Here is a 12,671-nt window from a genome sequence, read left to right as displayed (position 1 = left end):
GTCCCCGGGAGACGACCATGGACGAACTCGACCTGATTGCCGAACCGCCCGTCGGGCAGCCGCCCACCGTCGACGGCGTGGACCTCGAGCTGCTCCTGCTCGATCTCGAGCTGGAGATGCTCGAGTGGCCCCGGCCGCGACGACCGGTGGCGGACCCGAGGTGCCGGACCGCCGCGGTCCGTCGTCCGCGGGGCGCGGCGCGCACCGCGGGACCGCCGGGTCGAGCCGGGACGCGGGCTCCGGGGGAAGTGGTTGCCACGCAGCGCTCTCCTCCGGTCCGTACCGGATCGGCCCGCCGAAGCCACGTAGTAGCGAAAGGACGGTGATACGACATCGCAGCAGAGTCGCCAGGCGTTGACGTGCGTGCCGCCCGCCCGGACGGCAGCCACGAGGCGCTGGGCGGGGCACCGGCCCGGAGCCGGTGACCGGGCAGCGCACCGCCGGTATTCGGCACACACAGTGCGGGCCGCACCCGATCATCGCCGACGCCCGGCCACCCGCCGTTCGTACCCATCCACGAGGCGGGTGGCCGGGCGTTCGCTCCTGTCACGCGCCGTCACGCCGTTCGGCGTCGACAACGGAAGGGAAGGGCGGGGCCGTGTCCGGCAGGGAACCCGATCTCTACGCCGTGCTGGGCGTGCCCGGGTCTGCCGGGCAGGCGGAGATCACCGCGGCCTTCCGCCGCAAGCTCCGCGAGCACCACCCCGACCTCCGCAGCCCGGATGTCCCTTTCGGCCCGGATCCGGACGAGCAGCTGCGCAGGATCGTCGCGGCCTACGCCGTCCTGCGCGATCCGCACCGCCGCGCGGAGTACGACCGCCGCCGTGCCGACACGGTCACCCGGCCCTCCGCGCGGACCGTCCGGGTGACCGTGCGTCGCTCGGACCCGCCCCCCGCGGCGGATCCGCCCATCCGGGCCGGACCCGTCCGTCGCCACCGGTGACGGCGCCGCGCGGGCGCTTCCCCGAGCGAATGTATCGCTCACTCGATCAGTCCGACAGCATGGTTCATTCGCTCGGGTCAGGCGTACGAGGTTCGTACTTGCCTCCGTAGGCGAGGGCCAGCAGGGTGCGCGCCCCGTACACCAGGGCTCGTTCGTCCAGTTCGAAGTCGGGCTTGTGGAGATCGTGTCGCGGGCTCGTCCCGTCCCAGACTCCCAATCGCGCCATGGCCCCCGGGACGTGCTCGAGGTACCACGCGAAGTCCTCGCCGCCGCTGGACTGTCCCGCCTCGGCCAGATTCTCCAGGCCCACCACGGATTCGATCGCGGCGAGCATCTCGGCGGTTGCCTCGGCGTCGTTGACCACCGGCGGCACGCCCTGCACGTAGTCCAGTTCGTGGTCCACCGCGTAGGGTGCGAGCAGTTCCGCGACGCTGCGCCGCACCAGCGGCTCGACCGTCGCCCACGTCCGATGCGACGCGCTGCGCAGCGTGCCCACCAGTTCACCGGACTCGGGGATGGCGTTGCCGACGTGGCCGGCGTGGATCCGGCCCCATGTCAGCACGGTGGCGGTGCGGGCGTCGAGGCGCCGATCGAGCACCGACGCCAGCCCGGTCACCAGCACGCCCGCCGCGTGGATCAGGTCGCCGGTCAGGTGCGGGCGGGCCGAGTGGCCGCCGGGCGAGGACAACCGCACCGTGAGAACGGCCCCGGACGAGGTGATCGGCCCGGCGCGGGTGGCGAGCTTGCCCGCCTCGAGCTGGGGGGCGCAGTGCAGGGCGAAGATCCGGGACACCCCGGCGAGGCCACCCGCGGCGACGACCTCGAGCGCACCACCGGGGGTGGTCTCCTCGCCGGGCTGGAAGATCAACCGCACCCGCTGCGGGGGCGGATCCGCCGCGAGCACGGTGGCCGCCTCCAGCAGCATCGCGGTGTGGGCGTCGTGCCCGCACGCGTGGCACACGCCCTCCACGGTCGACGCGTACGGCAACCCGGTGGTCTCGGTCAGCGGCAACGCGTCGAGGTCGGCCCGCAACCCGATGCATCCGGTGGTGTCCGGGCCGACGTCGCACCACAGGCCGGTGCCGCCGGGCAGCGTCACCGGGTCCAGCCCGAGCGAGACGAGCTGATCGCGCACCAGCGCGGTGGTCCGGAACTCCGCGAACGACAGCTCCGGGTGGGCATGCAGGTCCCGTCGCCAGGCGACGAGGCGGTCGTGGTCGATCCTCATCCGTCGAGAACTCCGTCGGTTCGGTGACATCTACGGGCCGGCCGTACCGAGCCGGCTCGTCAGCCAGTTCACCATGGCCTCGGCGAGCACGTCCCTGTTCTCGCGTTTGACGATGTCGTGGCCCTCGTCGTCGAACAGGAGGAACTCGGCGATCCCACCCCGGTCGCGTACCGCGGCGACGATCTGCTCCGACTCGCTGACCGGCACGTTGGTGTCGTGCGCCCCGTGCACCACGAGCAGGGGTGCCCGCAGTTCCGCGATCCGATGGATGGGGGAGAGCTCGCGCAGCAGTTCCCGGTCGTGCACCGGATGCCCGTACTTGGGGTAGGCCGCCGCCGCGATCCACGGCTCGGTGTTGGCGTAGAAACTCTCGAGGTCGCTCATCCCGCAGATCGCTATCCCGGCGGCGAACAACTCGGCGTGGAAGGTCAGCGATGCCAGCGTCAGGTAGCCGCCGTACGATCTGCCCGCGCACGCCACCCGGGCGGGATCGGCGATGCCGTGGTCGACGAGGTACTGCACGCAGTCGGCCACGTCGTCGATCCCGGCGAACCGCCCGTAGCGGTCGTCGGCGTGCATGAACGTCCGCCCGAAACCGCCGGACCCGCGCACGTTCGTCCCGAAGACCGTGAATCCCGCCGCCACGATCGCCGGGTAGTAGTCGCTGTATCCGGGCCGTTCCTGGGCTTCCGGTCCGCCGTGGAAGTACAGCAGCACCGGGCCCGGGCCGCTGCCCTGCGCCCGATACAGCCAACCCGAGAGCGGCGTCCCGTCCCGTGCCGGGAACTCGAGCAACGTCGGCAGATCGTCGTCGTCCATCCGGGTCCGCGCGGCCTCCGCGGGGCCCCACTCCCCGGTCCGCGGATCGACGATCTCCACCGAAGGCGGCATTCCGGGACCCTGCACGGTCACCGCCAGCAGCGAGCCGTCCGCGCTGATGCTCAGTTCGGATGCCACCAGTCCGGGCAACCCGAGGGGATCGTCGAGCGAGCCGTCCGCCAGGTGCAGGATCTGCAACTGGCTCAGACCCTTGTGGTTCCACAGCAGGGCTACCGTGCTGTGGTCGTCGCTCACGGCGAACTCGTCGAGATCGCCGTCCTCCCGCTCGGCCAGCACCCGGTACGACACGCCCTCCGACGACACCGCCACGCCCAGCAGCCGCGCGAACTCCGCGCCGTTGTCGCTGCGCACCAGCGACCGCAGATATCTCTCCGGTTCGCCGTCGCTGGACGCCCACGGCGAACGAAGCTGGTCCACCACGCCGAGCAGCCGATGGTCGTCGAGAATGACCCCGGCGTCCGTGGTGGAACCGACGTCGTTGGGCAGCAGCGCAATCCGCGTGCCGTCCTCGTGCAGCAGCAGCAACTCCCGGTGGCCGCGCGGACCGACCCGCAGCAGCGCCGACCCCGCCCACGCGTCGACGAGGTGACCGCCGACGCGGCGATCGAGCACCACGGTGTCCTGGGTGTGCGGGTCCACCAGCCGGGATTCCGCCACCCCCTCCTCGTCGGTGGCGACCGTCGCCACCCGGTTCCCGTCCCACCCGACGAGTTCCGTCGAGGAGTCCCCGGCCGACCCGAGGCGGCGGGCGCCGCGGTCGTCGGGGTCGGTGCTCACCACCCATACCTGGGTGCGCGTACCGGCGTCGGGCGCCACCTCGCACGCCAGCCAACGGCCGTCCGCCGAGTGCATGATCCGGGTGACCGGCCCGTCCACCGGCAACTCGACCCACCGCGCCGCGCTCGTGGCGCGGCCGGACAGGAACCGCTGCACCGCACGGGGATAGCCGCCGTCGTCGACGAGATGAGCGATCGCCGTGCCGTCCGGCGCGACCGACGCACCCGACGTGAAGCGGATGTGGCGCGGCTGTGCCGCCGCGGCGGTCGTCGCGGCATCCGGTGTTCGCGCCACCGGGGTCGTCTCCGTCTCGCCGCTCACAGCTGTTCCATTTCCTGGAGCCACATTTCCAGCAGGGCCACCTGCCACAGGGCGTTCGCCCCGAGGGTGGTGCGATGCCGGTTCGGGTCGGCGAGCAGCGCGTCGAGTGCTTCGGGCCGGTACAGCCCGCGGTCGCGGGCGCTCCGGCTGTGCAACGCATCGCGCACCAGGGTCAGTACGTCCCCGTCGAGGTGCCGGATGCCCGGCACCGGGAAGTAGCCCTTGGTCCGGTCGATGATCTCCGCCGGCAGGTGCTTGCGGCTCGCCTCCTTGAGGACGCCCTTGCCGCCGGAGGCCAGCTTCAGTTCGGGCGGGCAGGTCGCGGCCAGTTCGACGAAGTCGTGGTCGAGGAACGGCACCCGCCCCTCGAGGCCCCACGCCATCGTCATCGTGTCGACCCGCTTGACCGGGTCTTCGATCAGCATGACCGTCGTGTCGAGACGCAGCGCCGCATCGACCGCCGTCGCCGCCCCCGCCGCGGCGTGCTGCTCGGCCAGGAACTCGCCACTCGCGTCGTGATCGAGGGAGTACCGAGGGTCGAGCAGCGCGACGATGTCGGCGTGGGTACGGTCGGCGAACACCTTCGCGTACGCCTCGGCGGACCGTTCCCGGGCCACCTCCGTCAGCGGCGGATACCAGTCGTAGCCGGCGAGGATCTCGTCGGCGCCCTGCCCGGACTGCACCACCTTCACCGACTTGCTCACCTCCTCCGACAGCAGGTAGAACGCCACGCAGTCGTGGCTGACCATCGGCTCGCTCATCGCCGCCACGGTCTTCGGCACCGCCGGCAACAGCCGGGACGAGTCGATGTGGATCTTGTGATGGACGGTGCCGAACCTCCGCGCCACGAGATCGGAGTAGACATACTCGTCCCCGGATTCGCCACCGGCCGGATCGAATCCGATGCTGAACGTGGCCAGGTCTCGCTGGCCCTGCTCCGCGAGCAACGCCACGACCAGGCTCGAGTCGATGCCTCCCGAGAGCAGCACCCCCACCGGCACGTCGGCGACCATTCGCCGGCTCACCGCGGTCCGCAGCGAATCCAGCAGTGCTTCCTGCCAATCCACGGCCGTCCACGTCGTCCGCGCGGGGTCCCGCGTGAATGCGGGCTCCCAATAGCGGTGCTCGGTGCTGCCACCGTCGGGCTCGATCACCCGCACGGTCGCCGGCGGCAGCTTCCGGATCCCCCGCAGCATCGTGTGCGGTGCGGGCACCACCGAGTGGAAGCTCAGGTAGTGGTGCAGCGCGACGCGATCGACGGTGGTGTCGACCTCGCCGGCGCGGAGCAACGCCGGCACGGTGGAGGCGAAGCGCAACCGTCCCGGGCCCTCCGCCAGATAGAGCGGCTTGATGCCGAGCCGGTCGCGGGCCAGGGTCACCGCGCCGGTGTCGGTGTCGTGCACGGCGAATGCGAACATGCCCTTGAAGTGCTGCACGCATTCCGCGCCCCAACGGTGGAAGCTCTTGAGCACCACCTCGCTGTCCGCCGTCGAGAAGAACCGGTAGCCGGCCCCCTCCAGTTCCGAGCGCAGCTCCCGGTAGTTGTAGATGCACCCGTTGAAGACCAGTGCCAACCCGAGCTCACTGTCGATCATCGGCTGGCTGCCGCGCGCCGACAGGTCGATGATCGTCAGCCGCCGATGCCCGAACGCCACCGATCCGCGCGCGTGGAGGCCGGCCGCATCGGGGCCCCGGGCGCTCATGGCGTCGGTCATCCGCCCGACCGCGGCCACGTCCGGGGGAGCCCCGTCGAAGCGCATCTCCCCACACACACCGCACATCGTGCTCTCCTTCCGGCTCACGCCCTCCGGTTATTCGTCGCTGCCCGCGCCGCGTGGGGGACCGAGCACCCAGGTGTCCTTCCCCCCGCCGCCCCGGGACGAATTGACGACCATGCTCCCGATGGGGGCCACCCGGGTCAGCGCCGCCGGAGCGACGTGGGCACGCACCGACGGCCCCTCGGCCCGAAGATGAACGAATGCGCGCAGGTCGATATGGTGCGGAAACAGGCCGCTCCCGTCGAACGTCGGATGCGTCGACAACGGCACGACCTCCTGCGCGACGTATCGCTCCGGGTGGGTGAGCAGGTCCCGACGCCGCTCCAGCAGTTCGTGTCGCGACGCTTCCGGGCCGATGGTGATTCCGGCGCCGCCGAACCCGTCGATCGGCTTGACCACCAGCTCCGCCAACCGGTCGAGGACGTAGTCGCGTTGCTCACGCTCGGCGCACACCCACGTGGGTACCTGCTCGAGGATCGGCTTCTCGCCGAGGTAGTACTCGATCATTGCCGGCACATACGAATAGACGGCCTTGTCGTCCCCGACCCCGTTCCCCAGGGCATTGGCGATCGTCACGTTGCCGGCCTGCAGCGCGGCCCGAAGCCCCCTGCGCAGCGGGTGCCCGTCGTGCCCGATCGAGGACAGCAGCATGTCCTCGTCGAGGCGGACGTACAGCACGTCCACTCGCGTGGCCTCGCGGCCCCGGTGTCGGTACACGACGTCGTCGCGTACCGACAGTTCCCCGGTCAGCACGAGGGGCAGTCCGGACTTCTCGGCGAGCAACCGGTGCTCGAACCATGCCGAGTCCTTCCACCCGGCGCTGAGCAGCGCCACGGAGACGTCCGGTCCCGCGGCCGCGGCGGGCGCCGCCGCCTGCAGCGTCTGCCGCGTCATCTCCGGCATCGAGTCCACGGACATCACGTCGGCCGGCATGCCGAGGGCCCCGAGGAACCGGGTCGTCATCGCGCGATGCGCCATCGCATACCCCACGCCCGACGGCACCCGCAGGTTGTCCTCGAGCACCACGAAGTCGCCCGGGCCCGTGCTGACGAGGTCGATCCCGCAGATGTGGGCGCGCACCGGGGGATTTGCTGCGGCGGCCCCGGTGGCCCGATAGCCCGGGGCACGGTCGAGCAACTCGGAGGGAATCACCCCGTCCCGCACCGCGGCCTGCTCGCCGTAGATGTCGCCGAGGAAGGCGTTGAGGGCCAGGGCGCGTTGCTGCAAACCCGGGACCAGGTGCGACCATTCGGTGTGCGGGACGATGCGCGGGACGATGTCCATGGGAAAGACCTGGGCACGATCCTCGCCGCTCACCCGGAACGTCACGCCGTCGACGCTCTGTTCCCGGTCGATGGACTCCTGGATGCGGCGCAGTTCGGCCGCACCGACCCGCGCCACCGCGGCCAGGACCGCCTCGTACTCGCGACGTGGACGCCCGCCGACCTCGACGGCCTCGTCGTACCGGTCGTCCACGTCGCCCGCTCGCAGCGGAACGTAGCCGTGGAGCAGGGTTGCACCGGGATCGGCGATCTCCGGCACCGCGCGCACGCGCCCCGCGGTTTCGTCGAGAAGCAGATCCACCACGTCGGTCAGGCGGCCCCGTCGGCGCAGCACCCGCCGCTGGCGGGCGGCCGAACTGCCGACCTGCAGGGCGGTCTCCGCGAGCTCCGACACCAGGGCCCAGTCGTCGTTCCCCTCGAGCTGGGGCCGGAGCGACCGGATCAGTCCGTCGACGATCTCCCGTGCCGGCCGCGGGGTGGCCGACTGCACGTCGACCAGAGGACCCTCGAGGCCGGAGCGCGAGGCGCGCCACATGGCGGCGCGCACCAGGGTCGGCGAGACGTCGAGCCCCGGGACACCGGCCCGAAGGTCGGTCACCTCCCGATCGACCAGGGCGCGGAACAGCCCGGCTATCAGCGTGATCGTGTCCACCGACGGGCAGCTGTCGCACACGCGCAGCTCGAGGGTCAGATACCGGTCCGACGGGCGGAGATCGAAGTACACCATGCCCGGGTCGGTGATCACGCCGGTCGAGACCAGGTCCGCGATGAGCTTGTCGTACTCGGCGGCCGACGACACCGGCGCGGCCGGCCCGGTACTCGGCCACCGGATCCACACCAGGTTGCGGACGCTGGCATATCCGGTGTCCGTGCCGTCGGCCCAGAACGGCGAGCTCGCGCTCAGGGCGAGGAAGATCGGCAGGAACGGGGCGACCCGATTGGCGACCTGCACCGCCTCGTCCCGGTCGGGAATGTCCACGTGCACCTGGGTGCCGCAGATCAGCTGCTCGCGGGCCAGGAGCTGGTAGTCGGCCAGCATGCGGCGATACCGCGGCGTCTCGGTGACCTGCATCTCCGCGGGCACGGCCAGTGGGACCGCGCCCGCGGCGGCGATGCCGAGGCCGAGCTCGGCGGCGGTGTCGACGAGAACGGACCGGCGGTGCACCAGATCTGCGCGGAGACCCGCGAGATCCGGAAACACGCCGCTGTTGACCTCGACGACGCAGCGCTGCAGTTCCTCGACGTAGACGTCGCCGGGCAGGCGCGCGAGCAGTTCCGGGGCGCGCGGCGTGAGACGGCGGGTCTTCGCGTCGATGAGGTGGAATTCCTCCTCGACACCAAGCTTGCGGGCACCGCCACCGAACATGCGTTTACACGCTACGCGGCCCGGATCGTCCTCGCAGAAGGAAACCGCGGGTCACGGACACCAGCGTGGCCGTCGACCGTGTCCCCGCCCCGCGCGCCGGGGCGGGGGACTCGGAATCACCAGTCGTCGCCGGCCCCGATCACCGGGGCGGTCGCCGGCGGCACCTCGCCGATCACGGCGGTGGTGTTCGCCGCGGTCACCAGGATCGTCGGACGCGCCCGTCGCGGAGCGTCCTCGTCGGCGCGTCCGGTGCCCGGGACGGCGGCGGGGAGGGGATGACGTGCGGCCGCAGCTGCGGCCGTCACCGGAGCGGACGTGGGCGGTCGCGGGCCCGACGGCGTGCCGGTGAGACCCCCGCCCGCGGTCCCCAGCGCCACGGCGCCTCCCGCGCCCAGCGCCACGGCGCTTCCGGCGCCCGGTGCAACGGCGCCTCCGGCGCCCGGTGCCACGGCGCCGGTGCTCACCGGTGCGGTCGCGGCGGTCATCGTGGGGCCGGCGGTGACGGTGCCACCCCCGAACGCCGCGGCGTGCGTCTGCGCGGGAAGGTCGTCGGACACACCGACCGCGCCGGCGACGGTGTCCACGGCTCCCGTGGCCGCCGCTGCGACGTCGTCCGCAGCCGGCAGGCCGGGCGCGGCGACGGGGGCGGGCACGGCGATGGGTGCGGCGAGGGCGTTCATCGCCGTGGTGTAGCCGAGAAGCTCACCGCGGGTGCGCGCGACCACCGCCAGTGCCGCGGATACATGCTCGGCGGCGGAAGTGAGCAGCGCGATCTGACCCGGCGGCGTCAACGCGACGGGCGCGGTCGCGGTGGCGAAGGCCAGGAAGGACTGGGCGATCCCGCCGAGTTCGACGTTGCCCCGCTCGACACTCGCGGTGGCGGCGCGCGTGACGGCCCCGATCTCGTCGCCCCGTTCGCTCAGCTCGACCGCGGTGACCTGGGCCTGGCGACCCTTGTCGAGCGCCGCCTCGGCGGGTGCGCCCTCCCACGAGTCCGGCAGCGCGTGCAGTGCCGTGCGGGCCAGCGACGCCGCGCCGTCGAGCATCCGCGACGACTGCTGCAGGACCGCCGACGGGTCGAGCGCGTCGACGATGCCGGTACCGAACAGGTCGCCGAGGTCGCGCAGTGGACGCAGCATTTCGTCGATTCCCGGCACTGCCGGAACCGGAAGAGACTGCAGCACTTCAGTTATCGCGTCGAGCTCGGGTTCGGGCGACCACGTCGGCGGGGCCGGCGGCGCGGGCAGCGGCAGGTCGAGGGCCGGGCCGGCGGGGGACGCGCGCAGCGCGTCGAGAACGGTGGGCGAGGCGACCGGCGTCTCCTGTGCGATCATCGCGCGCCCCCGAGTCCCGCGGCGACCGCGGCGTCGAGCGCCTCGTACCGGGCGGCGGCGTCGTGCGCGGCGACACCGCCGGACGCGTAGACGTATGCCAGCTGCGCGACGGTGCGGGTGTGCGCACCCTGTGTGACGGCGAACGCCGCGACGAAGTCCGCGCCGATCAGGCCCATGGCGGGGCTCAGCGACGAGACGTTGGCCTGCAGATCCATCGCGCCCGCGCGGGCGACCTCCTCCGCGGCGCGCAGGGATGTGCTGCCGAAGGCCCGGACCCCGTCGGGTACGACACGGACGCCGCCTCCCGTCGAGAACGAGCCGACAGCGTCGAGTAAACCGCTCATGATGACCCCCCAATCAGATTCGCGTGGGCAGCACTCTAACTCGAGTCGGCGACACGGGCGACGAGCGTGCGGGCGACGTCGCGCACGGGCTCTGCGGGCGCGGTGAATCCGAGCACGCGCAGCGCCGCCTCCGCCAGCACGTCGGGCAGGTCGGCGACGGCGTCCGTGCCCCGGTCCGCGCGGATGTTGATGGCGGATTCGACCAGCCGGAACGGCAGATCGGCGCGCGGGTCGTCGGCGTCCGCGCCGGCGCCGAGGCGGTCGAGGACGGCGACCGTGAGCCGCCGGTAGCACTCGCGCAGACCGGTCCGGGCGGTGTGGAACTGTGCGAAGCGCTCGGTGCGCACCTCCGGAAGCAGGTACAGCGCACCGAGATTCCAGCGTCCCGCGACGAGCTGCGCGGTGTCGAACAGCGCCAGGGCGTACAGCCGCGCCTCGGCGGGCGCGTCGTCGCCGAGGCGCTCGCAGAACGACAGGGTGGGGGCGACGGTCTGCTCGAGCAGCGCCGCGAGGATGTCGTCCTTGGTGGCGAAGTGGTTGTACAGGGAGGCCTGCCGGACGCCGACCGCCTCGGCCACGAGCCGCGTCGAGGTCGACGCGAATCCACGGGTGGTGAACAGTTCTGCTGCGGCGTCGAGAATTTCGGCGCGCGCGGTGGAACCGGGCCGGCGTGGCCGGTGCAGTCGGGGGCGTCCGGGACGGGCGTGGGTCACGTCCTCGACGATGGCACAGATCGGACGGTGACAGCGCCCCGGGCGGGCGGTGAGCAGACCGTCACACGGAGGAAACGTCGGTCACGAACTCGTTACGCCGCGGTCATTCGGACAAGACGTGACCTCGCGAAAACTGTCACTCGACAGTTTTTCGACGGTCACCCGGCCGCCGCCACCGCGCACAGAAACGGACACCGCCATGAGCCTGACGCTCACCCGGCCGGCTGCCGCTGCACCGACCGCCTCGCACCAGGACGCGGGCGACCTGGGCGAATTCGGCTACCAGCAGCAGCTGCACCGCAACCTCGGCAAGTTCGCCTCCTTCGCCGCCGGCTTCTCGTTCGTCTCCATCCTGACGACCATCTTCCAGCTGTTCGGCCTCGGCTTCGGCTTCGGCGGCCCCGCCTTCTTCTGGACGTGGGTGGTGGTCTTCGCCGGTCAGTTCATGGTCGCCCTGAACTTCGCCGAACTCGCGGCGCGCTATCCGATCTCCGGGGCGATCTATCAATGGGCCCGCCGGATGGGCGGCGAGGTGGTCGGCTGGTTCGCCGGCTGGTTCATGATCCTCGCCCAGATGGTCACCGCCTCGGCCGCCGCGATCGCCCTGCAGGTGGTCCTGCCGAACATCTGGAGCGGATTCCAGATCATCGGCGACGACCCGTCGCTGACCTCCTCCTCCGGCGCCGCCAATGCCGTCCTGCTCGGCTCGGTGCTGCTCGTGCTCACCACGATCATCAACAGCATCGGCGTGAACTGGATGTCGCGGATCAACAGCATCGGCGTCACCTGCGAGATCGTCGGTGTCGTCGCCGTGATCGGCATGTTCTTCGCCCACGCCGTCCGCGGCCCGCAGGTCGTCCTCGACACCGGCGTCACCGGGGAGGCCCCCGGCTACGGCTGGGCGTGGATCGTCTCGGGCCTCATGGCCGCGTACGTCATGGTCGGCTTCGGCTCGGCCGGCGAACTCGCCGAGGAGACCCGCAACCCGCGGCGCGTCGCACCCCGCACCATCCGCCTCGCCCTGTCGGTCTCCGCCCTCGGCGGCGGCCTGATGATCCTCGGCGCCCTCATGGCCGCCCCCAGCCTCACCGACGGCCGCCTCGCCGCCGAGGGCCTGCCCTACGTGCTCGGCGCCATCCTGTCCTCACCGTGGGGCACGCTGCTCCTCGTCGACGTCGCCATCGCCGTGTTCATCTGCACCCTCGCCATCCAGACCGCCGCGTCGCGCCTGATCTTCTCGATGGCCCGCGACGAGCGACTGCCCGCATCGAAGATCCTCTCGCACGTCAACGCCCGCACCGGCACTCCCATCGCGCCGGCCGTGCTGATCGGCGTGGTGTGCATCGGCATCCTCGCGGTCAACATGGGCAACAGCGCGATCTTCGCGACCCTGTCGAGCGTGTGCATCGTGCTCATCTACCTCGCGTACCTGATGGTCACCGTGCCTCTGCTGCTGCGCCGGCTGCGCGGTTGGCCGCACGACGGCACGGCGACCGACGCCGACGGCGACCCGCTGTTCTCCCTCGGCCGATGGGGCCTGCCCGTCAACGCCCTCGCCGTCGCGTACGGCCTGCTGATGGTGATCAACCTGTCCTGGCCGCGCGCCGAGATCTTCAACCCGGACGGCACCATGCCGCTGCTGCAGTGGGCCGCACCGCTCACCGTCGCCGCCGTCGTCGCTCTGGGCGCCCTGTGCTTCCCGCGCCGCGCCGCGCACCCGAACCCCGTCACGATCGGAGCCTGA

Annotated in this window: 10 protein-coding genes; 3 read left to right on the top strand and 7 right to left on the bottom strand. The window is 71.8% G+C overall.

Features of this window, described 5'->3' with window-relative positions:
- The first annotated feature begins 17 nt into the window (after positions 1–17).
- Together G6039_RS05300 and G6039_RS05295 are read left to right on the top strand one after the other, a co-directional pair.
- A complete protein-coding gene (locus G6039_RS05300) occupies positions 18–326 on the top strand; it encodes a hypothetical protein (RefSeq protein WP_072635180.1) in 309 nt (102 codons plus the stop codon).
- 272 nt (positions 327–598) lie between these two features.
- A complete protein-coding gene (locus tag G6039_RS05295; RefSeq protein ID WP_043798127.1) occupies positions 599–943 on the top strand; it encodes a J domain-containing protein in 345 nt (114 codons plus the stop codon).
- Positions 944–1,007: 64 nt separating this feature from the next.
- On the opposite strand, the gene G6039_RS05290 is transcribed toward G6039_RS05295, so the two are convergent.
- From G6039_RS05290 to G6039_RS05260, 7 genes are all read right to left on the bottom strand, one after another.
- The gene (locus G6039_RS05290; RefSeq protein WP_029543502.1) at positions 1,008–2,171 is read right to left on the bottom strand and encodes an amidohydrolase; all 1,164 of its coding nucleotides are present in this window, start codon (positions 2,169–2,171) and stop codon (positions 1,008–1,010) included.
- Positions 2,172–2,201: 30 nt separating this feature from the next.
- Positions 2,202–4,109: an alpha/beta hydrolase family protein gene (locus tag G6039_RS05285; protein ID WP_080688481.1), complete on the bottom strand. Its 1,908-nt coding sequence runs from the start codon at positions 4,107–4,109 to the stop codon at positions 2,202–2,204.
- Positions 4,106–5,890 (bottom strand): N-acetylglutaminylglutamine amidotransferase, encoded by a 1,785-nt coding sequence (locus G6039_RS05280; RefSeq protein ID WP_043798243.1) that lies wholly within the window; start codon positions 5,888–5,890, stop codon positions 4,106–4,108. Before G6039_RS05280 ends, G6039_RS05285 begins: the two co-directional genes overlap by 4 nt.
- A 30-nt stretch (positions 5,891–5,920) precedes the next feature.
- The gene (locus G6039_RS05275; RefSeq protein ID WP_043798125.1) at positions 5,921–8,536 is read right to left on the bottom strand and encodes a carboxylate--amine ligase/circularly permuted type 2 ATP-grasp protein; all 2,616 of its coding nucleotides are present in this window, start codon (positions 8,534–8,536) and stop codon (positions 5,921–5,923) included.
- Between the two features lie 116 nt (positions 8,537–8,652).
- The gene (locus G6039_RS05270; RefSeq protein ID WP_043798123.1) at positions 8,653–9,870 is read right to left on the bottom strand and encodes a hypothetical protein; all 1,218 of its coding nucleotides are present in this window, start codon (positions 9,868–9,870) and stop codon (positions 8,653–8,655) included.
- Positions 9,867–10,214: a type VII secretion target gene (locus tag G6039_RS05265; protein ID WP_006930619.1), complete on the bottom strand. Its 348-nt coding sequence runs from the start codon at positions 10,212–10,214 to the stop codon at positions 9,867–9,869. Before G6039_RS05265 ends, G6039_RS05270 begins: the two co-directional genes overlap by 4 nt.
- Positions 10,215–10,249: 35 nt before the next feature.
- Complete coding sequence (locus tag G6039_RS05260) at positions 10,250–10,927, bottom strand: TetR/AcrR family transcriptional regulator (RefSeq protein ID WP_006930622.1); 678 nt, start codon at positions 10,925–10,927, stop codon at positions 10,250–10,252.
- A 199-nt stretch (positions 10,928–11,126) separates the two neighbouring features.
- Here G6039_RS05260 and G6039_RS05255 point away from each other — a divergent pair, with 199 nt between their 5' ends.
- Positions 11,127–12,671 carry an amino acid permease gene (locus tag G6039_RS05255; RefSeq protein ID WP_043798120.1) on the top strand — a complete coding sequence of 515 codons (1,545 nt, stop codon included), beginning with the start codon at positions 11,127–11,129 and terminating at the stop codon, positions 12,669–12,671.

The organism is Rhodococcus aetherivorans, assembly GCF_011058165.1.
GTDB lineage: Bacteria > Actinomycetota > Actinomycetes > Mycobacteriales > Mycobacteriaceae > Rhodococcus > Rhodococcus aetherivorans.
Note: the sequence above shows the minus strand (reverse complement) of the source record. Positions and strands in the feature narration are given on the sequence as shown.